Genomic DNA, 22,399 nt, shown 5'->3' on the forward strand with positions numbered 1-22,399 from the left:
TACAATCATTCGTATTGGATATTATTGATCGCTGCATCATAAGACGCTTTTGTCTTCTCATCAAATAATACCCACATGATGGAATCAAAAGCATCTGGATTATCGTTAGTGACCGCCCTGACCGTATCGACCGCAATCGATGCAGCTTTATCAACAGGAAAATGATACACGCCTGTGGAAATAGAAGGGAAGGCGAGTTTGCGAACATCGTTTTCCATCGCAACTTCCAGCGACCGGCGGTAACAGCCGGCCAATAACTCCTCTTCATTATTGGTGCCGCCGTTCCAGACAGGGCCGACTGTATGAATGACATAATCCACCGGTAAATCATATGCGCCAGATATTTTTGCGTCCCCGGTTTCACAACCGCCAAGTGCCCGGGTCTCTTCCAGTAAACCGGGTCCGGCAGCCTTATGGATGGCACCGTCAACGCCGCCTCCGCCAAGCAGGCTTTTATTCGCCGCATTGACAACGGCCTCCATACCTTCCACTTTTGTTATATCGCCCAATTGAGTTTGAAGCATTGTATCACTCCTCTCATTAGCATGTATACCCGCTCTCATCGAAAAAATTCATCGTTCAAACACAGCATATTTCAAAGTCTGTCAGCTGCTGTCTATTGAATCGGATTTATCCAATAGGATACAGATCACACCAGCCAGAATTGATACAGATCAAAATAGATTAAAAGAACATTCCAAATCCTGCATTATGATTCATGAGATTCAACATTGTAATTTCTGTTTCATACTGAAGTGCTGTGCGAAAATCTTCCGGAAGATAGGATCTGACATCATTATCCAGCTCTATTTCTCCTCTTCCCACAACTGAAAAACTCTCACCCATATTAATAATTTACTGATGGGCCCCCGCTCAAACACCATATCCTCTGCAAGTGAGTACAGTTGGAATGAATCCCCGCAGAGCTGAATCGCACAGTATTAAATCGCTTTCAAATTATGCGTCAGCCTCACAGCATGGTTCTCCTCTTTTACGCTATGCAGCACTTATGAGAGAACCTGGTCAGTCCTTTATTAACTCTTTCACCCAGTTCATTCCTTCATTGACGAATTTTTCTGTTGGATTTGTGTGAGGTGTGTGTTCAAAAACAAAAAACTTACCCGAACCAGCCGACAGTTTATAAATGATATCCTTGAGGTTAAAATATCCGTTGTTTAACTCCTGAGTCGGATGAACAGGCACCCATATATATTTATCGTCATGAAACGCTACATTGTGTAAATGCACGACCATTATATACTTCTGCCACTTTTCAATATACGCCGCTGCCTTATCGTTAACTGCTAATAAATAATCTCCAATATCAATACATATTTTTATGCCATATTTGTCCCATAATTCAACTGGAAAATGATCCAAAGCTCTAATCCCAAAAGAGGACCGGTTAAAACCCAGCTTGGGTTCGCAAACAATTGTTATGGCATATCTTTTTTGTAATAAATATAATCTCTTCAGCCCATTCTCAATAATTTCAACCGTATCGATATCTTTTTCTTCCTTAAAATAAGGGAAATGGACTAAAATATATTCTGCACTCAATTGGGACATATGCTTAACTTCCGATTCAAACTGTTCCCATGCTTGTTCAGGATTGTATTGAACTTTTTCCAGCAAATCATACTTACTTTGATTTCTATATAAAGGGGAATGCAGACCAAATGTTACATTCTTATCATTTAACAGTTCTAAGAAACGATTAAAAGACGCTTTCGTTGGAAACTCACCAATCTCAATATGATTTACATGCGCCTTATCAAATAAAACGGGGAGTTTTTCAGGATCGGTCATAATCACGCTTCCAGAAAGCCCGATACGATGAGACATTTTACGCGCACGCTCCTCCCAATGTTGATTTATTTTACTTTATAATCAGCCAATTACTCCGCTTCTATTACATTCAGCTCGTACATATACGTTTCTTCGAAACTGATGTTGATGTAGTCTGCCCCGCTTACTTGCGGGATATATGCCGGGGCGTCTTCTATCTCTGCCGTTTCGATGAAATTTCTCCCGTTGTAATAACTGATATAAGCGGGAACCGTAATGGCATAACTTGCCGATGGGTCATATTCCAGCGCTTCAGTAACTGCATAATCTTCATCTTCAATGAAGCGGCCATCATCATTGATTCTTTCTCCCATCGTCAGATTTTCTTCTGCCAGAAATTCCTGACCAAACATAATCTGTCCGGTTAGATTTTCCTCAACGAGCCTCCCCTCTCCGACGAGTGCTTCAGGTGTCGTATTGGCTTCCTCGCCTGACTCAGCATCTTCGAGAGCCTCATCATATAAGCTGATACGCTCTGTATCCGCCTGGTTCACACTGACAATCAGCCGATCCGCTTCAGGCACATTTTCTATGACCAGCGGCGTATTGTGCCCATAGTTATTCGTCTTGATAAACGCTTCACCATAATAATACGAAACATATGAGGAGGCGGTAACAGTGTACTCTTTCTCCGGATCATATGGAATGTAATCCGTCCGCGCCATATGTCCGCGCGGATCATCCACCCCGCTGTAGTTTATCCAGTATCCTTCGAGGAAAGACATATCATCCATTAAATCCACCGTTGGTGCATTTTCAGTATCTGATTCATTCGTGTTACCGTTACCTGCTCCATCACTTTCAGCCTGTGTATCTGCTTCTTCAGATGATTCTTCCACATTATCTTTTTCCGCTGTATTTTCTTCAGATGCCTCATCCTGATTCATTGTTTCCTCTTCCGAAGAACCGTCCTGATTGCATCCGACGAGGATGATACTGCTCAACACTATACATAATAAGCGTCGCATCCACTCACCTCTGCCCCTTTTTATACTTACACCTATCATACAATACTATTATGAAAATCTGAATATTTTTTTAATTGGATGACAGGCAAAAAACCTCCAGATTTACCGCTAAAAAATCGGCAGATCTGGAGACATTAAGTTGGATTAAGTTTACTCGGATTTAAATCGCTGAGAACAAAATATTCCTTAAATTCAACGGCCATTGAATCAGCTATTTGTTTTGCTTCAGGAATCCTCCTGCAGTGGTAATTTCCGCATACATGCCGTCAAGCGCACCGACAAATGAATGATGTACTTGCTGGGCGTCTACTGTTTCATCTCCACGAGAGATGCTTCTGGTGGCACAAGCATCTTCGATTAATGTGGTATCATACCCCAGATCCACTGCTGCACGGACTGTAGCATCGATACACATATGGGTCATCATACCCACAACGTATACTTTCTCTATACCTTTTTCCTTCAGCTTACTCTCCAGTTCAGTGTTCAAAAAGCTGTTTGGGAAATTCTTTGTGATTAGATACTCATTGTCAAACGGCTGAACAATCTCATTGATCTCAGCACCTTCTGTATCCGGGAGAAAGAAACCCAGAGACGGGTCCGCTGCAATATGCTGTACATGGAAGATATTTTCCTTATTGTTTTTCCTGAACCATTCAAGGATTTGAGCTGCATTATCTGCGGCCGCATCGGGATTAACCAGTTCCATTTTTCCATCTTTAAAGTAATCATTCTGTATATCTATAACAATTAACGCTGTATTCATTGATATCACCTCATATAATAATTTGATATAATTCAATGATAAATGTTCCATTGATTTTCATCTATAATTTGATGAAACACTTTTACAGCAATCCATTTCACCGCGAAAGGAATATCTTATGAAACTGGACAATATCGATTTTCAAATACTGCACCTGCTGTCCAAAAATTCACGCATGCAGTGGAAGGACTTAGGTGAACGCATCCATATGACCGGACAGGCAGTTGGCAACCGTATCAAGATGCTTGAAGAAAATGGCATCATTAAAGCCTATTCACTAATAGTGGACGAAATGAAACTGGGGTTGTCATATACTGCATTTGTAGTGATTTATATGGAATCTGCAAACCACAGACCTTTTTTACGTTTCATCGAAGAAAGTAAAGCGGTCATTGAAGCTCACCGTGTATCAGGCGAAGGATGTTACCATTTGAAATTGGAAGTGAGCTCCCAGGACCAACTGAATCACATTTTGAACAAAATCCTCAATTATGGTAACTATGCTTTATACCTGTCCATAAATGATATTAAAAAACAGGATCCTTTGGATGCTTTATAGCATATATCATCATTCAAAACTCTGCTGAGCGCAGATCTATATCCCTCTAATTGATCCAATTAAAAAGGCCGAGACAGAAAAATATTTCATCTAAAAATCCGTATGTTTAGCATCCTTTTAGGAGTCAAATGTACAGATTTTACTGTTCATGCTGAAGTATTTTATCGCTTTATAAACTTCTGCACCAGCTCCTTTTGTACCTGTGTTATTTTATATTCTCCATCAGGTCTTCAAGGAAAAGCATATCGTCAACCGGTTGTGTACCCGCTGGCTTGGGACGGGCAGATGAAATAGCTATAACGACCTCTTCGTACGGATCGATATGGATGACCTGTCCATGAATTCCAAAGGCCTGAAACGCTTTATGCTGCTTTGATTTTTCTGTCCAGGCAGGCCACCACATCATACCGTAATTAACGAATTCTCCATTATCTAAAGTTGTCGGCTGACCTGCCAGCTCGAACCATTGATCAGGCAAGGCAGATTTTTCTCTTGACTGTCCTTCTTCCAGAAAAAACTGTCCAAAACGTGCATAATCTCTTAATGTTGCTGAAAACCCGCTGCCGCCAATTTCGTTACCTTCAGGAGAGTCAAGCCACCATTCTGCTTTGCTTTCCATACCGTAAGGCTCCCAGATTTTCTCTGATAAATAGGCAGATAAGCTTTTATTGGTCGCTCCAATGACTATTTCACTCCCTATTGTCGTTTCGCCTGTTGAATAATTGTGAATGGTTCCTGGCTTTCCTGCGGAGGGAAGCTCTGCCATCACTTTAATTAACGATCCGGGCTCTTGCGAAAGTTGAGCCCTTAAAAATTTTCGCCGGTCCGAATCCGGATTTGTGTAAGTCTCATCCCATTTCACACCGGAATTCATTCCTAAGATATGACGAACTGTTGTACCTTCATAAGCACTGCCTTTAAGGCTTGGGACATACTTCACTGTCAAATCATCTATACTGTCTATATAACCATCTTTGACCGCAAGCCCTACCAGCGTAGAAGTGATCGATTTCGCCACTGACATAGACATCCATCGCGTATCAGGACCGTTGCCATGCAGATAATTTTCGTAAACCAGCTTTCCCTGCTTGAGAACAACAATGCCTGTAATGGAGTTAAGCGTTAAGTAGTCATAAATATCGTAAGACTGGTCAGCAAGCGCTGTGGTTTCATCCTTAATCTGTGATTTAAACGGCTGCAAAGATAGAGGTGATTTTTCCAAAGGGATCGGGGCAGAAGAAGCCGGTACTGTGCGTGTTGGGAAAAGACGTTCGATATTGCGAAATGTATTGATTGCCAAGTCAGGAAACATATCGCCATTATAAATATTATCCGTCGTTCCGATTTTTTCATCGGCATGTCTGTAAAAACCCATTGTCATCCTCCTCAATTTAAAGTTAGATTCACCTTTACGAATTATCCTTTTTTGCTTCTTCTTCGAAGTTATCATGGATTTCACCTAAAGTGGCAAACCACGCACCACGGTATTCCATATATTGTATTAATTTTTCCAGCATAGGCAGCATATGACCGCGTCCGATCGTTTGCGGATGAACAGTCAGTATAAAACACGCGCCCGCTTCCTGGTCACAGGCAAAATCAAATATTTCCTTCCAACGTTCATATAAACCAGAGACAGATTTTAATCCTTCCTGGGCAGCGGGTACAAATTCCTGTGTCGGAAAATCATCCAGCAGCCATGAGACCGGTATTTCTAAAAGCGTACTGTCTTCACCATAGACACTGGCTTTATCTTCGTTAACTTCAACGCGACGCGGCCGGTAGGGATGATGATCATTGCCCATCAGACTGCTGTCATATTCAAAACCATACTTTTCCAATATATCAAGTGTATTTGGACTGTAATTCCAAGCTGGAGACCTGTAACCTCTTGGTTTTACTCCAATTCTCGATAATGATTCAAGTCCCATCTTCATTATTTTCTCTTCCTCTTCGTAACTAAGGGGCGTGACGTTTTCATGCGCATAACCATGATGGACAATTTCGTGCCCATGATCTACGACAGATTGCGATATTTCTGGAAATGTGTCTACTGTATGACCAGGGATGCACCAGCTTGTTTTGATATTGTATTTATCAAGCAGTTTCAACAGCCTTGGGGAAGCTACCTCTGCCCCAAACTCCCCTCTTGCCATATATGCAGGAGAATACTGACCGTACATCCCCATCCAGACAGAATGGGCATCAAAATCTACACCTATGTTAACAGCAACACGTTTTCCTTCTGGTAATCTTACTTTTCCAGTGGTCTGCATTATTAATCCTCCATTCTGCATAAACATAAAAACCTTTAATAGTCTCGGAGCATTACCGATGACACTAAAGATTAAATGGATAATATGACTTTAGTTACAGGGGACCACAGAGATACTCGTCAAACTCTGATCTTTAAAATTTATATTGAAATAACAAATAAGGAGATTGAGAAATATGAAAATACTATTAATCGGTGCTACCGGTCTTTTGGGAACAGCTGTAATGAAAGAATTAAAAGAGGGACACGAAATTATTAAAGCAACCGAAATATATTTAATTTATCACTACAAAATATATCAGAAACGTCTCATTTAGTATTTTGATTTTGATTTTGATTTTGATTTTAATTAATTAGAATGATATAATATAAGTAACAAAAATCAGTTTCATGGAATCACCGAACCCCCAATCTATGCCAGTAGATTGGGGGTTTTTTGGTGTGGTTATTGTCGCCTACTTATTGTTACGCTTATCTAACCAATAGACAAAGAGCGCAACAATGCCCCCTGCGACAATTGGGGCAATGATGTTAACAAAAATCAGTTCCATGGTGTTCACCTCCTTCCTGGTCGATGTTCGCCCAGGAAGTATAGGCGACTATGATATTGTATCATTTTTTATGTCCCGCAATAAGATTCGATCGGTGCTTTAATGTGGATGCACCGGTTAGACTGGTCGCCCGTAATATACTGGCTTCACCGAACTCGTCTTTTGATTGTATCAATTGTGTCGTACAGTTTTTCTTCTTTTAAGTTTGCATCTGTTTCAAACAGTGATAACTGCATCACTGAATCCAGTATAAAATGAGTGAGTGATATATTAACTGTTCTATATAGTCCATATGGATCCACCACCGTTTTAAGATAGTTCCATATCATTTCAATTAATATATTTGAATTGTTTGTGCCTGGGTTTATCGTCAATTGTTTTCGATATATCTTTCCATCTTTTGTACCGATAGAAAAAGAAATTGTCCGTGCGAGCTGTTTGGCTTGTCTAACACGGTAAGTTACTTCATCAACGTGTTCCAACAAAATCACATACAACTCATTAAATTTATAGTCTCGCAGTAGCCACCTGACTTTCCGCAATCGATGGACGATGTATAGTAGATTCTCTCCAATGCCGATGGCACAATGTATCCGTGTAGCATCATAAATCTCTGCCTTTAAGCACTTCGCAAAGGCTCTCGGTGTACTAGAGAATAAATGATAGCTATCAATAATCTCCATAAAAAATTCATCTATGGAATATTGATGAAAATCTTCCGGATGAACATATTTTAATGCAATTTCAGAAATTCGAGTGGAATATTCAATATAGATCTGCATAGAAGGATTTTTAATATAAATATCGTTTCGTGCAGGAATTTCATACAAGCGGGAACCGGTTTTAATCCCTAGTTTTTTAAGTCAGGTGTTGCTGCCAGAACCACTGAGCTTTTTTTCGTATTTCCAACGACTGCTAATTTAGTAGTTAAAGGATCTAGCCCTTTTAAGATGCATGATACACTTGCAAAAAACTTTTCTGATCCACACAAAGAATATCTCTATTACAACATAAATTATAATTGTACATAGCCGCCCCTATTAAATCGAACGTAAGTTCTATTTATAATATATCATAATTGAGATAGATATTATAATTTTTTCAGAAATGGGTAGAAGCTTTAGTTCAATTGAAATCGCTATTGGAATATTTGTTCACAGAAACAATAGTATTAATACTTAAAAGGGCATAAAAGAACAGTTCCATCAAAATGCCAATATCGGAACTGTTCTTTTAGTTGCATTTATTTTCTTATGCAGCTCTCACCACTTCTTAATTTAAGAACAAAACTATGAACAAGAAGATAAGATAGGGACTAAGAAAAAGAAAAGTACTTAAGATGATGAAGTTACGCTTTTTTAACGTAACGGCTATTACCACTCCAATCAAACCACAAATAAACGTGCCAACTACGGTGGCAAAAGCTCCGTATTCTACAAAGAAAAACCAGTAATAAGACAGCAAACCTAAAACAAAGATTATCCACCAACTAATATAAGCGATATTTTCTCCTCCCCAATTTTATTCTATATTTCTCTCGCTAAGCTTTATAAATGCAATAGAAAATAATAGATAATGAGTCTCTTCGTATGAGATATCATTCCAAACTTGCCTTTAATCTACCTTTTTTCAAAAAGTTATTCATAAATAAACCCTTTAACAGCAGCAGTTAAAGGGTTTTTATATATTATACAATTATTCCCACTCTATCGTTGCCGGCGGCTTGCTTGTGATGTCGTAAACGACGCGGTTGATGTGTTTGCTTTCGTTCACCATCCGCTTCGAGACGCGTTCGAGGACATCCCAGTCGATTTTGGCGAATTCGCTGGTCATACCGTCGACACTGGTGACGGCACGGATACCGATTGTGTGCTCATATGTTCTGTAGTCGCCCATGACACCGACGGAACGAATGTCGGGCAAGACTGTGAAGTACTGCCATATTTCCCGTTCGAGTCCTGCTTTACGAATCTCGTCTCTTAAGATCCAGTCGCTTTCTCTGACGATCTCGAGCTTTTCTTCTGTAATTTCACCTAAAATCCGAATGCCGAGCCCAGGACCGGGGAATGGCTGCCGCCACACAAGGTGTTCGGAAATACCGAGTTCGATGCCGAGCTGCCGGACTTCATCTTTGAACAGTGTGTTCAATGGTTCAAGGAGGTCGAACTGCATTTCTTCCGGCAGGCCGCCGACGTTATGATGGGACTTGATCGTTGTTGCGGTTTCTGTTCCCGACTCGATGATGTCGGTATAAAGTGTACCTTGGGCAAGGTAGTCTGCGTCTTTCAGCTTGGCTGCCTCATCGTCGAATACATAGATGAATTCGTTACCGATAATTTTGCGTTTTTGCTCCGGATCTGAGACCCCTTGCAATTTATCCAGGAAACGGTCTTTGGCATCAATTTTGATGATATTCATATTAAATCCTTCACCAAACTGCTCCATGACCATGTCGCCTTCGCCTTTTCGGAGCAGCCCGTGGTCGACGAAGATGCATGTCAGCTGATCGCCGATGGCTTTATGCATAAGTACAGCAGTGACTGAAGAATCCACACCACCGCTCATGCCGCAGATAACTTTGCTGTTGCCGACCTTCTCACGGATCTTTTCGACTTCGATATCGATGAAATTTTCCATTGACCATTGACCGTGGCATCCGGCGATATCACGGATGAAGTTCTCAAGGAAAGTATCGCCATTTATGGAATGTCTGGATTCAGGGTGGAACTGAACACCGTAAATATCTTTTTCTCTATGCTTGATCCCGGCAAACTTACATGACGGTGTATGCGCAATCTGATCAAACGTCTCCGGAATCTCTGTCACTTTGTCGCTGTGGCTCATCAGCACAGTTTCCAGTGCTTCCAGTCCTTTGAAAACCGGCATTTTTGGATTGAGCTGGATCTCTGTGGCGCCAAACTCCCGTTCATTGGATGGCACGACTTCCCCGCCGTTCATCTGTGTCATCAGCTGCATGCCGTAGCAGATGCCAAGCACCGGTAAGCCGAGTTCAAAAATACCCGGATCTGCTGTATAGGCATCGTCCGCATATACTGAACGGGGACCGCCGGAGAGGATGATTGCTTTTGGATTCAATGCTTTGATTTCATTTAAAGTGATGCTTGGGTTATGCAGTTCACTGTAGACGCCAAGATCTCTGATCCGGCGGGTGATCAGCTGGTTGTATTGGCTCCCGTAATCGATTACCAGGATCAGTTCCTGCTCTTTAGCCATTTCCATGTTCCAATGTTCTCCTATCTAGTGTAGTTTGGCGATTCTTTAGTGATCTGTACATTGTGGGGATGGCTTTCTGCCAGCCCGGCACCAGTGATCTTGATCATCCGGGATTCTTCTCTCAATGCCTCAAGATCTTTAGAGCCGGTGTAACCCATGCCGGATCTCAATCCGCCCATCAGCTGATAGACTGTATCGCTTAACGGGCCTTTATACTCAGTGCGTCCTTCGATACCTTCCGGTACGAACTTTTTGGCTTCAGTATCTTCCTGGAAGTAACGGTCATTCGACCCTTTTTCCATCGCGCTGAGTGAACCCATACCGCGGTACGTCTTGAATCTCCTGCCCTGGAAAATTTCCGTCTCACCCGGTGATTCGCCGGTGCCGGCAAACAGGCTGCCCAGCATGACGGCATGACCGCCGGATGCAAGTGCCTTGACGATGTCCCCGGAAAGCTTGATGCCGCCGTCGGCGATGATGGTTTTGCCGTGTTTGCGCGCTTCTGTTGCACAATCATAGACGGCTGTAATCTGTGGCACACCCACACCTGAAACCACACGGGTTGTACAGATCGACCCGGGACCGATGCCTACTTTAACGACATCGACGCCAGCATCAATCAGCGCTTTTGTGCCTTCTGCGGTCGCCACATTGCCGGCAATCAGTGTAACATCCGGATATCGGCCGCGCACCTCTGCGATCACATCAAGCACACCGGCCGAATGACCATGCGCAGTATCGATAACGAGCGCGTCCGCACCGGCTTCCAGCAGTTCATCCGCACGTTTTTTCGTATCTTTGGCGATACCGATGGCAGCAGCAGCCAGCAGTCTGCCCTGGCTATCTTTTGCTGCATCCGGGAATTCAATTACTTTTTCTATATCTTTAATCGTAATGAGACCTTTAAGGATATCATTGCCATCCACCAACGGAAGCTTCTCGATTCTGTGCTGCTGAAGAATCTGTGCTGCATCTGCCAGCGTTGTATCTACACTGGATGTAATCAGATTTGTCTTGGTCATCACATCATCGATCGGTTTGGAATAGTCTTCGATGAATCTCAAATCACGGTTAGTAATGATACCGATCAATTGCTTCTCATCCGGGTTATTGACGATGGGCACCCCTGAAATACGGTACTTGCCCATCAAATGTTCAGCAGCGAAGACCTGTTCTTCTTTTGTCAGGAAGAACGGATCTGTAATGACACCATTTTCGGAACGTTTAACTTTCTCCACTTCATCCCGCTGCTGCTCGATAGACATATTTTTGTGTATCACACCAAGACCGCCCTGTCTCGACAGGGAAATTGCCATTGCAGATTCTGTCACCGTATCCATCCCTGCACTCAGCAGAGGGATGTTCAACTTGATACTTTCTGACAGCTGGACCGAGAGTGACACTTCATTGGGTAATATTTCCGAATGTGCCGGCATCAATAATACATCATCAAATGTTAACCCTTCTTTTTCAAACTTCCTTTCCCACATTCCTATTGCCTCCTATTTTTAAAATCGCACACCTTAAAAAGTCATGATAGGAACAATCCAAATACAGCCTCAATCGACGCATATTCAATTGTTATTTCATAGCAGCCTTATTTAAGGTAAAGCTTAGAAACTCATAATCCATATCATTATGATTATATGAAATAAAATATTTAATTATACATGATACCAAACAAACTGCTTGGGCACAATGATTCACACACTTTATTTACACCTTTTATTATACTGCAGGTGCGTTTGGAAATAAAGGATACGGGAATAGTAGACTACGATATACAGCAGACTGCTAGGGGGTTTTTAATTTGAATTACTTTGAACTGTATGACAGTGAGGAAGCAGTGCTCAACCGCATTGAGCAGTTAAAATCAGAAGGTTTCTACGAAGCGGATATTCATCTTCTCGGCAGAGATGATATGGAATTTACAGCATTGGATTATACTGAGGTAGTTTATCATAAGCATATGCTTGAAGAGCATGGATTGCGGGAAATTCTTTCTAAAAACGAATCTGCTGAGCGGTTTCTGAATGGATATGATCTCAGTGAAGAGGAGATAGAAAGATATCTGTTTAAAATCAGCGAAGGGAACTATATGATATATTACAATGATGATGTCCTTCAGGAGCGGGACGAAGAAAAAGAAGGCAATGACCGCTCATCTGAAGCGGACCTGACTGACAATGAGATTGATAGATAAACGGATGAAAAAGGCGGCACAAATTTGTGCCGCCTTTTTCATCAATCCTCCTGATACGCTTTATCCTCGCTGACCATCATGCTTTCTTCATCTTTAATGTTGAATACCGAATGGTTTAAAATCGTTTGTTCACCGCCGACAGGGATACATATATCTGCAACCTGCCGGGCATTTAACAGACCCGTATATTCGGAGGAAAGATAAGTCCTGATCATTTCCCGGTAATGGGCAAGGGAGAGTTTGTCATGCGACCTGTTTTCAGTCGGCAAGTTTGAGCTATAGTACCGTCTTAAGAAACAATAATAGGTGAAATAAGGTTTTTCTATCTCATTTTTATAATCAAAACCGTCAAAATCAATGTGGTAATTTTCCTTCAAATGCTTTTGCATCCCGCTGTCCATCATATTCACAGAACGTTGTACTTTGTTAAAGATATCAAGAAGCAGGTCCAGCTCATCCGAAACTTCTTCAGAAACCTCCTCAGTTTTAGTATCAACTGCTTCAAGCACTATCGGATACTTTTTCCTGATTCCCTGAACCAGGATGTCCATGTAGTAGTTATATGAAATTTCACTTTCCTTGTCCAACAGACTTAACATTTTAAATTGATTAAATAGAATGAGCCTAACGCTCATATGTTTCAGAATCTCCAATTTACCATTCCCCTTTTCAGCATATGTAGTTTTCAACCCAATAAAACCAACAACAATGCAACACAAATGTCTATCTGTTACGGGAGCAGCCCGTCTACCATCCCCTCTATTCATAATCTCCCCATTGATATTATTCCACAACCATAATATGGAAGTCCATTGTTTTTTTATGCTTTGTTTATATAAATTTTAGACGGGTAAAAGATTATTACAATATATCTTATAAATAAAGGAACAATCGTGCATAAAAACCTACTGGAAACTGGTACTTTTATAAAATTGGAGGGATGTTCCATGAGTAAAATTGAGACGTTCAATAATGAAAAAGAATTGTTGGGGAGAATCGAACAATATAAAATTGATGGTGTTAAAGAGGACACGATGACAGTGATATCGCAAGACAAACTGAAAAGTCCGTCATTCGAATACACGAACATCAATTTCGTCTCTTCAGGCGGTACAGCTTGGGATAAGATCGTCTCGTTCGTCTCTTCCGATGAACCGGGTGACCGGGTGCTCTCGAATCTCGATTTGAAAGAATCGGAGCGCAGCGAATACAAAACCAGATTGAATAGCGGGGAAATCATTTTCGTTGTAGAAGGTATGGGAAATAACGGGACCGATGCACAGGATGAATCAGACAATGAAGAACGCACCAGCAGCATTCGCCAGTCTGTTGAAGATGTCAGGCGAGACGAAAGAGATACTTCAGCAGCAAACGATACTGATGATGAGAGCAATATTGTGCAGAATGCAGATGCTGTCGCACATGAGGAAAAGAGTTCTGTCCTTCATGAAACCGATGTAAATGTTGACGACAGAGAGGCTTCCCTGACCACACTGCCTGAAACAGAAGAAAATGAATCGCTCAGAGAGATGCCTTATGATGATGGTATCGACCGGGTGGATATGAGCAAATATCAGCTTGAAGATGAGGAAGAAGATCAGGAAATCGTCAATAAAGAAATGTTGGATGCTCCAATGGACCGTACACTGGTGGATACACACAACAATCCGGACATTGCCAGAGAAATTGAGGATGAAGAGAACGAAATAGTCGTCAAGCATTCAGACGGTACTGCATACACCCCCAACAGATAATCCGCACATCAATAGCGCCCAAACATATTTGGGCGCTATTTTACATTTGCCCGATGCCGGATAAACATCATCATGACAAAGGAGATGACTACCATTGCAATCACCCATGCCCAGGCAAGTGTCATGTTGCCCGATTGGAGGGCAACATAGATGGCGGTCGGCAGGGTCTGGGTTCTGTCAGGGATATTTCCTGCAATCATCAATGTTGCGCCAAACTCCCCGAGCGCTCTTGCAAAACTTAACAGTGCGCCGCTCACCAATGCGCCTGCCGATAAAGGCATCGTGACTCTGAAAAACACCTGCAGCGGACCGGCACCATCCACACGTGCGGCATCTTCAATGTCACTATCAACATTCAGAAAACCCGTTTTTGCTGATTGATACATCAGTGGAAATGCGACGACGGTACTGGCAATGGCAGCACCGTACCAGGTGAACATTACGGATTGATCAAATAGCCATTCAATGCCGCTTCCGATCACGCTATTGTTACCAAAGACGACGATAAGCAGGAAGCCGACCACAGTCGGCGGCAATACAAGGGGCAGCATCAGTATCGTTTCTACAATCACTTTACCTCTAAAGCGTGCCCCCGCCATTAATCTGGCAGCCAGTGTGGCGATGATAAATACAATAACAAGCGCTGTAACTGCCACCCTTATCGATAAAAATACCGGAGTAAAAAATTGATCTGCTGTAACATTACTGAACAGTAAAACCATAAGACTCAAACACCTCTTTAGCAGCCTCAGATTGAAGAAAATCATGAAAAGCTTCCGCAGCCGCAGGGTTTTCTGAATCAGCCATAACACCTGACGGATAAACAATCGGGTCGTGTGATCCCTCCGGCGCTGCTTCGGCCACTTCTACCCCCTCACTGACCTGGGCATCCGTTGCATACACGATACCTGCATCAGCATTACCTGTTTCGACATATGTCAGTACAGCCCGGACATCTTCTGAATAAACCAGTCTGCCTTCTGACGCCTCTCTTATCCCCATAGATTCAAGCACCTGGACACCATACCTGCCTGCAGGCACCGTTTCAGGATTGCCGATCGCGATATTCTCCGCTTCATTCAGATCATCAAATGATGAGACATTATCATTGTCCTCAGGCACAATGAGGACAAGCTCATTTTCAAGCAGGTCCACAGCATCATCCTCATCGATATACCCTGCTTCTGCCACCGTTTGAAAATGCTCGGTGTTTGCAGAGATGAACAAGTCAGCTGGCGCCCCCTGGATAATCTGCTGCTGCAGTTTGCCGGAGCCGCCAAAATTATAATCCACCTGGACTTCCGGATATTCATCGTTAAATACTTCAGCAGCATCATTCATCGCATCCGTGAGACTCGCAGCGGCAGAGACTGTAATCGTACCTTCAATCCGATCACTATCTGATGTTTCATCATCAGCACAGGCTGTCATCAACAAAATAATGCCGCATATCACCAGTACTTGTATATATCTCACAGCTCTCAAAATATATCCTTCTTCCATTAGTATCTATAGCTCAATATTATTGTTAATGATTCATAAAGTAAATAGAACAATTTTACATTGTGCCGATGCTTACATTCCTCACTGGTCTCCAATTCCTGCTGCAGGTCAAAATCACGAAGTGGGAAATTAACTTGACCGATAGCTGGGTCCCTTTCCTTTCAATCGTTCCATTATCATGCTGCTCAGTCCGTCATTCATTAACCATAGCTTCATCTGAATCCTCCGTTTGGTCCCGCTTCAATCTCTGTCTGGCAGTCTGCGTCTTACTGGTCACTGCTTGAACACCCTTCGCGCTGCCTAATCCAAAGTCGGGCATATTGATATAGAGGGCCTCCGATTCGTCAGGACGGATGATATGCGTTTCATGATACAGTCCGACACTATCTGACTTACGGATTCTCTGATTGAAAGTACGCCAGGCCTTCAGATGCTGCTGCACTTTTGCATACTTAAGCAGTGCCCCGGAAGATTCCCAATATTGAACGGACAGAATAGTCTTCCCGGTGATGAATGTTTCACTGCCCAGGTAACCTAAGGACGGGGTTTGTTCGAGCTCTTTTACCATTGCGGGGAATGCCGTTATTACCGGCAGCCATTGATTGATCCGGAGCAAATGGTTAATACGCGTGCCAATGATGAACACCACAACACCCGAATCTTGGCTGGCCGTGAATCTGCCTGTATTCAATGTCATAGTTTAACCCTTCTTTCATTTTTGAAGTTTTTCATTAATACCGCTGACCATCTCCTGATGTTTCCGGCGATTGATATTCCAGATGAAGATATAAATAACGATAAATGCACCCACATATATCGTTATGCCGAGCATCTCAAGCGGAAACCATCCAGCCAGTATGGCAAGTACGAATAACGACACCATGATGACGAAGAAATGCAATATTGTTGCCGCTGCCAGGCTCAAATCGGTATGGGTGAATATCATGAAACCAACCTGGAAAAGGATGCCGATTGCTGCCCATACGACCACCGCAATCAATGTCACCTGAAAATTTGTCAAGTATTCATAATATATCTCTCCCATAAATGAACCGGGGTACAATGGATAATAGTCCCCTTGACCAAATAGCCCCGAGAATAGCAATGACATGACAACACCGATAAAGCATCCTGTTTTAATCCCTTCCTTTACCCGTTTCATAAGTTTATCTTCTCCTTTATATCCTTCAGATATCGCCTTGAAGAATATGTGAATTCACCGTTCTGCATGAATATTTGGACCATGCCCCGGTTCGTAAATGACAGATGATCCACATAATCAAAGTTTACAATCTCAGATTTGGAGATTTTAATGAATGTTGCCGTCAATATTTCTTCCACCTGATACAATCTCTGATTCACAACATATTCCCCGCCCCCGGTTTCCATCATCAATACCTTGTTGACAATATAAAATCTGAAAATATCATTTATATCGATGAGATGGATCTCTTTGCCGCGCCTGCCGTTCAATTGTGCCGGCTGTTTCAAATGTTCAATATAATCGATGAGCTGCCTGACTTGGCCATCAACCTGATTCGTTTGAATCGTAATCGATATTTCCGAAATGTTCTCGTCGACATCAATATGCAGTTTCATGCGCATGACCCCCCTCTGCATCTTTATTAAAACACGTTTTCAAAATTGTATAAATACAATTTAACCATGTGGTTGTTTTTCTGCTTCAAGTGGTTAAAATGAGGCGCTGATACTATGTAACCATTAAAAATGCCCCTGTCATGAGATAGATGGCAGAGGCTGAGCGCGTATATATTCGTTGAACTGGATGCTTGTATCATTATTCCCGATAAGCGCTTTCCAGCGTGGCAATATCAAACTTCTTCATCTTGAGAAATGCTTCCGTCACACGTTTGACCTGATCTTTGCTCCCTTTTTCCAGCATCGTTTTCATCACTTCCGGATAGACCTGCCACGACAGTCCGAATCGATCTTTCAACCAGCCGCACTGTTCCGCTTCCGGTTCTGCAGAAAGCTTTTCCCAGTAATAATCAACTTCTGCCTGATTTCTGCATTTAATCAGAAATGAGATGCCTTCGTTAAAGTTGAAGTCATGTGCCTCGGCACTGTCCATCAATGAAAACCATTGGTTTTCCAATTTAAATCCCGCATGCATCACATGGCTCGGCAGATTCGGTTCCATCCCTTCCGGATAATTCATTACCCCGCCGTCTTCTGTATCCTTGAACACATCCATATAGAAATCCATAGCCGATTGTGCACGTCCGAGATTGTCATTGATAAACATTATCGTCGGCAGCACCCTGGCCCGATGATTACCGCCGGACAGAAAGAATTGCCAGGAAACGCCATACTTATCCTCGACCCAGCCATATTTCTCGTTGAATGGATGTTCTCCGAAAGCCATCAGTACTTTACCATCCGTCACCAGCTGATCCCATACTTTTTCAATCTGTGGCAATTCATCTTCCGTATACATGAACAAAAACGAAATCGATGGATTCTTGATAAAATAAGGGCCCGCACTGATCGCCATGAAACGGTATCCCATCAGTTCAAAGGATACTTCCTCAGCATCGCCGGACGGCGTATCCTGCAAAGTCGACTGGGAAATGATTCTGGAATCCGGGAAAACATTTGTGTAAAACTCTGCGGCTTCCATCGCTTCATCGTCATACCAAAAATGTGGCACTATCTTTTGATCCGCCATAAATCCATCTCCTTTACTTAATGTAATGAGAGTGTATTACAGATGCTGGTCTAATTTTTATCCTGAGCAATCTCCATAAAAACCCTCCATACAATGTGTAAAAAGTAAATAGCTATCTATATAATGACACGATTTTCTTACAAAAACAATATATAATCAGGTTTATTAACTGGATGAATTCTTGTATACTTTAACTTAAATATAAAAGAAAATAAAATATTCAGAAATTTATATCAGGAGGCTGGTCATATGGCAAAAAGATCGAAGTTAAAAGATCCCGGTTTACTCATGGTACTCATCCTGGCTGTCTATTCCGCATTTGTCTTTGCATGGTGGCCGATGGAAATATATTTGGCTGGTATTTCCCTGGTGGCCTGGCTGATGTTCTTTGGACTGTTCATCTGGTTTACACTGACTGTCATCTACACTGTTTGGATTGAGAGAATAGAAAAAAACGAAAGCGACTGATATCAGGGAAGGGGGATTTGATGTATGCAGGTTACTGAAGGGATCATTCTCATTATCTACTTAATATTTATGACATTGATCGGTATTTACTTTTATACAAGAGCCCGCCAAAGTGAAAGTGATTATTTTACTGCGGGACAAAGTATCAATACATTCGTCGGCGCGTTTGCTATTTTCACAGCGATCACCAGTTCGAGCTCACTGATGGGGGCGGTGGGATCAGGGGTAACCCTGGGACTGCCCTATTTCTTCACCTATGCATTCGGTGTGCTGGCGGCTCTGCCTCTGGCCATGTTTTTAATTTCCGGACAGGTCCGCCGGGCTGGGGTAAAAAGTATGCCTGAGTTTTTCCATCAGCGGTTTGGAAAATCCGTACAGATACTCGCAGCAATCATTGTCGTTGTCAGTATGACCTTTTATATGGTGCCTCAGCTGACCGCAGCGGGATTGATCGGATCCTATGTTATGGGCATTGATTACACCATAGCTACTATCGCCCTAGGAATCGGTTTCACTATATATGCAGCCCTCGGCGGTATGTGGGCGATTACATATACCGACTTGGTCCAGGGAGCGATCATGCTGGTCGGTACAATTGTGCTGGCAGGCTTCATCTGGGTGGATTTTAACACTATAGGCAATATGCTGAGCAGTGCTCTGGAAATTGATCCTGAGTTTGGGGATATCACACAGCCCTGGATGTCCTATTTCGGACTGTTCATTGCATTTCTTTGGTTTGCGATCATCTCACCATCCGTTGTCATGCGGAACTTCGCCTCTCGCGATGCCCGAACAGCACGCCGTTCTTCAATGTGGGCCACTTTGATATATATCATACTGTTTTTAGGCGGCTTCTTTATCACTATTGCCGGGGTCACACTGGATATGGTGGATACGCTGGAGAACACAGATATGATTTTCGTCTCGGTCATTGAATCCTATCTGCCGCCGATTCTGGCCGGAACCATGCTGGCGGGGTTACTCGCAGCAATCATGTCATCCGCTGATGCCATGCTGCTTGCGATTTCTGCCGGGGTGGCGCACGATATATATAAAACACATATCAATCCAAAAGCGAGTGAGCGTTCCGTTACACTGCTCGGCCTGATTGTCATGTTTGCTGCCATTATCATTGGTATTATAATTGCCATAGACCCGCCCGGCATCATTGCTATCATGGTTGGCTGGGTCGGCGGATTCCTGCTGTCTGCCTTCGGATTTCCTTTTGTACTCGGCATCTGGTGGAAACGCGCCAATAAACAGGGCGCATTCGCAGGTATTCTGGGCGGCGCAGCCACCTTCGCCATCCTGGTCTCCCTGCAGATACTTCCGACAAACGCCGAACCGATTATTGCAGCTCCAATTTCGCTGATCCTGGTTATTGCAGTCAGTTTAATGACAGCACCGCCTTCGGAGGAAACGCAGGCCCAGGTCGACAGATACCATTCACACTTGGATAATTAGTCTAATGGAAGAGGAAAATGCAATGCAGACAGATAAGAAAGCTGAAAAACGCATCAGCCGCATCGGGGATAAAAATATTTCTGATGCCTTGCTTTATAAATCCATCTATAAAACTCTGGGCATCCAGCAAAAACTCAATCGGTCGATAAATCCGGATTATGTACGTGATCACACCACCAAAAAAGAGATGCTCTACCATCCTTTTTGGATGGCTAAAAACTTGATTGTGGCAGATCGTCCGCCCTTTCCGCCTAAAAAGATCCCCCGGATCATCTTTGTCGATGCAGTCTCGGGCTACCGCGGTTTATTTTCACACGTACCGCCAATTAATACAGAGTCAATCGCAGACAAAATGCTGACCGCACCTCAGATTACAGAAGAAAATCTTGAGAAATATATAAAAGATGTACAGGAAAAACAGATCAACCGCTCCTATATTCTAAAAAAACCCAGACATGAAAATAAGGCAACTGAGCTGGTTTATCTGCCGATTTGGAAAGTGAAAGTCAGCAGCAGTGAGCTGGACCATACTTTCTATATAAATGGAAATACAGGTGAATCAGAGCAGTTCATCAGCGAACGATGGTGGAATGGTAAGGATTTGCTCAAGTAACTGCTTTGGGATTTGGGCATTGAAACCAAATTAAGAGGTTCTACGGTCTCTTATAAGCATCCTGACGTCGATAAGTCGGTGCAGGCAAAGAAATTAGGTCTGATTATGAGTGAGGAAGGTTGAAAAATGAGGTTGCAAGACAGATTGAACCAGGAAAAGAACAGTCAACGCTTCAAATGATTGGGAGCAGTTCGAAAGAGAGACATCTGGAAAACAAATTGTCAGAAGTGAAAAAGCAAAACGGACTGTTGAAAGACAGGATGATAGAGATAGAGAAGTCGCAAGAAGAACGGAACGTGAAGATAGACAGCCTATTAGAAAAGCTAGAGAAAGGGACGATGGATTGGAATTATAAAGTAAAAGAAGCCACGGAGAATGTCAGTGAGCAGTTGCTGAATACGCAAAGAAGAAACTTTGAAAAATTGGAAGGAAGCTTTCAGAATCAAAATAAATTAAGCAAACAATTCCATAAGATTCAGGGATACTCATATTTTGTTTTGACGATTATTGCGATGGTATTGTTTATTGCTTTAATAGCCAGAACGCTTGCGATTGGGGTATGGGAAGGACTTTTTCTATCACAGTTGTGGGCTTTAGAAGGTTGGTAGTGGGGTGTATTGGCAGTAGTGATTCTTGCAGGGCTGGTGGGGGACTGGTGTATTTAATTATCAAAGGGAGTGAAGATTTAACGCTGTAGCTGACATTTATGCCGAGAAAACTTTTGGTCGGAAAAGCACCCCTGAATAAACTAAAAAGCCGGTAGGCAGATACCGTGAGGTATCAAAAATGCCTACCGACAGCTTTTGGGTTTTTAGGGGTGCCGTTGGTTCACACCAAAAAGAAATTGGAATAAATTAAAAAATTATAGCGAAGAGGACCATGCCAATTATAATGCCTAATATAAAAATCATGATTAATGAGGTAGTACTTTTATTCTTTTTCATTTATTGGTTTTCCTTTGGCAAAAGTTTACTTGGTATAGCACAATATCCACTACCATCACATCTTTGATTTACTTGACCATTTGGATAAACAAGTACTTCTGTTTTAGAGGTTAATGGTAAATTAGACAATGTATTGTGAACATGGCCGATACCCTGTGAAACCCAATAATCAGCAGAATATCCTGTTACATAGCGAACGCCGCCTGAAACTAAAAAGCCAACAAGAACACCTCCAAATAATATGGCTATTGTCCCTGCTGCTTGTGTTTCAAATTCAGTATCTGGATGTTTAAGCAGCATTTTTTCTATCTCATATTGAGTGGTGTTCTCTATTTCAATTGGAGCGTTTGGAGATTCACTTGCTTCGACTTTTTGATTTTCTCCGTTTGGATTCAGAACCGTAGAAATGATCAGGACAATTGTGGCAATTAATGAAAATTTAATTAAATTTCTTTTCATGAAATTCTCTCCTCCTAAAATATTTTTAGTATTTCCCCCTTCTGGAATTAATTTTATTAGAGTATATTTCTGGAAACAATGTAATATACAGAAAGTTCACA

At 42.3% G+C, this 22,399-nt stretch carries 26 protein-coding genes, 1 pseudogene and 1 riboswitch; of the genes and pseudogenes, 8 read left to right on the forward strand and 19 right to left on the reverse strand.

Annotated elements, in window-relative coordinates:
- Positions 1 to 5 precede the first annotated feature (5 nt).
- From G343_RS0105320 to G343_RS0105340, 5 genes are all read right to left on the reverse strand, one after another.
- A complete protein-coding gene (locus G343_RS0105320) occupies positions 6 to 524 on the reverse strand; it encodes an O-acetyl-ADP-ribose deacetylase (protein ID WP_020007086.1) in 519 nt (172 codons plus the stop codon).
- Between the two features lie 160 nt (positions 525 to 684).
- On the reverse strand, positions 685 to 825 hold the full coding sequence (locus G343_RS15350; RefSeq protein ID WP_211211832.1) for a serine hydrolase: 141 nt from the start codon (positions 823 to 825) through the stop codon (positions 685 to 687).
- 198 nt (positions 826 to 1,023) lie between these two features.
- Complete coding sequence (locus tag G343_RS0105330; RefSeq protein WP_026366281.1) at positions 1,024 to 1,845, reverse strand: TIM barrel protein; 822 nt, start codon at positions 1,843 to 1,845, stop codon at positions 1,024 to 1,026.
- Positions 1,846 to 1,898: 53 nt separating this feature from the next.
- Positions 1,899 to 2,816 (reverse strand): hypothetical protein, encoded by a 918-nt coding sequence (locus G343_RS0105335; RefSeq protein ID WP_033426543.1) that lies wholly within the window; start codon positions 2,814 to 2,816, stop codon positions 1,899 to 1,901.
- Positions 2,817 to 3,027: 211 nt separating this feature from the next.
- On the reverse strand, positions 3,028 to 3,582 hold the full coding sequence (locus G343_RS0105340) for a cysteine hydrolase family protein (RefSeq protein WP_026366282.1): 555 nt from the start codon (positions 3,580 to 3,582) through the stop codon (positions 3,028 to 3,030).
- Between the two features lie 118 nt (positions 3,583 to 3,700).
- Between G343_RS0105340 and G343_RS0105345 the strand changes: the two genes are divergently transcribed.
- A complete protein-coding gene (locus tag G343_RS0105345; RefSeq protein ID WP_020007090.1) occupies positions 3,701 to 4,141 on the forward strand; it encodes an Lrp/AsnC family transcriptional regulator in 441 nt (146 codons plus the stop codon).
- Between the two features lie 205 nt (positions 4,142 to 4,346).
- On the opposite strand, the gene G343_RS0105350 is transcribed toward G343_RS0105345, so the two are convergent.
- Together G343_RS0105350 and G343_RS0105355 are read right to left on the reverse strand one after the other, a co-directional pair.
- Entirely contained in the window at positions 4,347 to 5,516 is a 1,170-nt protein-coding gene (locus G343_RS0105350; protein WP_020007091.1) for a serine hydrolase domain-containing protein, read from the reverse strand.
- Between the two features lie 34 nt (positions 5,517 to 5,550).
- Complete coding sequence (locus G343_RS0105355; protein ID WP_020007092.1) at positions 5,551 to 6,417, reverse strand: polysaccharide deacetylase family protein; 867 nt, start codon at positions 6,415 to 6,417, stop codon at positions 5,551 to 5,553.
- Between the two features lie 175 nt (positions 6,418 to 6,592).
- On the opposite strand from G343_RS0105355, the gene G343_RS15625 reads away from it, so the two are divergent.
- Complete coding sequence (locus tag G343_RS15625) at positions 6,593 to 6,733, forward strand: hypothetical protein (RefSeq protein WP_020007093.1); 141 nt, start codon at positions 6,593 to 6,595, stop codon at positions 6,731 to 6,733.
- A gap of 138 nt (positions 6,734 to 6,871) precedes the next feature.
- On the opposite strand, the gene G343_RS15360 is transcribed toward G343_RS15625, so the two are convergent.
- The 4 genes and pseudogenes from G343_RS15360 to guaB form a co-directional block, all read right to left on the reverse strand.
- The gene (locus G343_RS15360) at positions 6,872 to 6,967 is read right to left on the reverse strand and encodes a type I toxin-antitoxin system Fst family toxin (protein WP_020007094.1); all 96 of its coding nucleotides are present in this window, start codon (positions 6,965 to 6,967) and stop codon (positions 6,872 to 6,874) included.
- 61 nt (positions 6,968 to 7,028) lie between these two features.
- Positions 7,029 to 7,996, reverse strand: a pseudogene (locus G343_RS15130) (Y-family DNA polymerase).
- Between the two features lie 666 nt (positions 7,997 to 8,662).
- A complete protein-coding gene (gene guaA, locus G343_RS0105375) occupies positions 8,663 to 10,207 on the reverse strand; it encodes a glutamine-hydrolyzing GMP synthase (RefSeq protein WP_020007096.1) in 1,545 nt (514 codons plus the stop codon).
- Positions 10,208 to 10,221: 14 nt separating this feature from the next.
- Complete coding sequence (guaB, locus tag G343_RS0105380; RefSeq protein WP_020007097.1) at positions 10,222 to 11,691, reverse strand: IMP dehydrogenase; 1,470 nt, start codon at positions 11,689 to 11,691, stop codon at positions 10,222 to 10,224.
- A gap of 79 nt (positions 11,692 to 11,770) precedes the next feature.
- Positions 11,771 to 11,871: riboswitch (purine riboswitch) on the reverse strand.
- A gap of 140 nt (positions 11,872 to 12,011) precedes the next feature.
- Here guaB and G343_RS0105385 point away from each other — a divergent pair.
- Positions 12,012 to 12,404 carry a general stress protein gene (locus tag G343_RS0105385; RefSeq protein ID WP_020007098.1) on the forward strand — a complete coding sequence of 131 codons (393 nt, stop codon included), beginning with the start codon at positions 12,012 to 12,014 and terminating at the stop codon, positions 12,402 to 12,404.
- Positions 12,405 to 12,445: 41 nt separating this feature from the next.
- Here the strand turns inward: G343_RS0105385 and G343_RS0105390 are convergent, their stop codons facing one another.
- Positions 12,446 to 13,039, reverse strand: a complete 594-nt coding sequence (locus G343_RS0105390) for a YfbU family protein (protein WP_169336665.1) — start codon at positions 13,037 to 13,039, stop codon at positions 12,446 to 12,448.
- Positions 13,040 to 13,351: 312 nt separating this feature from the next.
- On the opposite strand from G343_RS0105390, the gene G343_RS0105395 reads away from it, so the two are divergent.
- The gene (locus tag G343_RS0105395) at positions 13,352 to 14,158 is read left to right on the forward strand and encodes a general stress protein (RefSeq protein ID WP_020007100.1); all 807 of its coding nucleotides are present in this window, start codon (positions 13,352 to 13,354) and stop codon (positions 14,156 to 14,158) included.
- Between the two features lie 35 nt (positions 14,159 to 14,193).
- Here G343_RS0105395 and modB read toward each other — a convergent pair whose 3' ends face one another.
- From modB to G343_RS0105425, 6 genes are all read right to left on the reverse strand, one after another.
- Positions 14,194 to 14,880, reverse strand: coding sequence for a molybdate ABC transporter permease subunit (gene modB / locus G343_RS0105400; protein WP_020007101.1), 687 nt, complete (start codon positions 14,878 to 14,880; stop codon positions 14,194 to 14,196).
- Positions 14,861 to 15,634: a molybdate ABC transporter substrate-binding protein gene (modA, locus tag G343_RS0105405; RefSeq protein ID WP_245541939.1), complete on the reverse strand. Its 774-nt coding sequence runs from the start codon at positions 15,632 to 15,634 to the stop codon at positions 14,861 to 14,863. The genes modB and modA overlap by 20 nt, the downstream gene beginning before the upstream one ends.
- Before the next feature lie 220 nt (positions 15,635 to 15,854).
- A complete protein-coding gene (locus tag G343_RS0105410; RefSeq protein WP_020007103.1) occupies positions 15,855 to 16,358 on the reverse strand; it encodes a DUF4188 domain-containing protein in 504 nt (167 codons plus the stop codon).
- Positions 16,359 to 16,373: 15 nt separating this feature from the next.
- Positions 16,374 to 16,823, reverse strand: a complete 450-nt coding sequence (locus G343_RS0105415; protein WP_020007104.1) for a DUF3021 domain-containing protein — start codon at positions 16,821 to 16,823, stop codon at positions 16,374 to 16,376.
- Positions 16,820 to 17,260 carry a LytTR family DNA-binding domain-containing protein gene (locus G343_RS0105420; protein WP_020007105.1) on the reverse strand — a complete coding sequence of 147 codons (441 nt, stop codon included), beginning with the start codon at positions 17,258 to 17,260 and terminating at the stop codon, positions 16,820 to 16,822. The genes G343_RS0105415 and G343_RS0105420 overlap by 4 nt, the downstream gene beginning before the upstream one ends.
- Before the next feature lie 199 nt (positions 17,261 to 17,459).
- Positions 17,460 to 18,350: a VOC family protein gene (locus G343_RS0105425; protein WP_020007106.1), complete on the reverse strand. Its 891-nt coding sequence runs from the start codon at positions 18,348 to 18,350 to the stop codon at positions 17,460 to 17,462.
- A gap of 249 nt (positions 18,351 to 18,599) precedes the next feature.
- Here G343_RS0105425 and G343_RS0105430 point away from each other — a divergent pair, with 249 nt between their 5' ends.
- The 4 genes from G343_RS0105430 to G343_RS0105445 all read left to right on the forward strand — a co-directional run bounded on the left by G343_RS0105430 (position 18,600) and on the right by G343_RS0105445 (position 21,503).
- Complete coding sequence (locus tag G343_RS0105430; protein ID WP_020007107.1) at positions 18,600 to 18,818, forward strand: hypothetical protein; 219 nt, start codon at positions 18,600 to 18,602, stop codon at positions 18,816 to 18,818.
- A gap of 24 nt (positions 18,819 to 18,842) precedes the next feature.
- Positions 18,843 to 20,282, forward strand: a complete 1,440-nt coding sequence (locus G343_RS0105435) for a sodium:solute symporter family protein (protein ID WP_020007108.1) — start codon at positions 18,843 to 18,845, stop codon at positions 20,280 to 20,282.
- 4 nt (positions 20,283 to 20,286) lie between these two features.
- The gene (locus G343_RS0105440) at positions 20,287 to 20,895 is read left to right on the forward strand and encodes a hypothetical protein (protein ID WP_020007109.1); all 609 of its coding nucleotides are present in this window, start codon (positions 20,287 to 20,289) and stop codon (positions 20,893 to 20,895) included.
- Between the two features lie 119 nt (positions 20,896 to 21,014).
- A complete protein-coding gene (locus G343_RS0105445; protein WP_020007110.1) occupies positions 21,015 to 21,503 on the forward strand; it encodes a hypothetical protein in 489 nt (162 codons plus the stop codon).
- Positions 21,504 to 21,839: 336 nt separating this feature from the next.
- On the opposite strand, the gene G343_RS0105455 is transcribed toward G343_RS0105445, so the two are convergent.
- Entirely contained in the window at positions 21,840 to 22,298 is a 459-nt protein-coding gene (locus G343_RS0105455; protein WP_020007112.1) for a hypothetical protein, read from the reverse strand.
- Positions 22,299 to 22,399 lie beyond the last annotated feature (101 nt).

The sequence above is a fragment of the Salinicoccus albus DSM 19776 genome (assembly GCF_000385175.1).
GTDB lineage: Bacteria > Bacillota > Bacilli > Staphylococcales > Salinicoccaceae > Salinicoccus > Salinicoccus albus.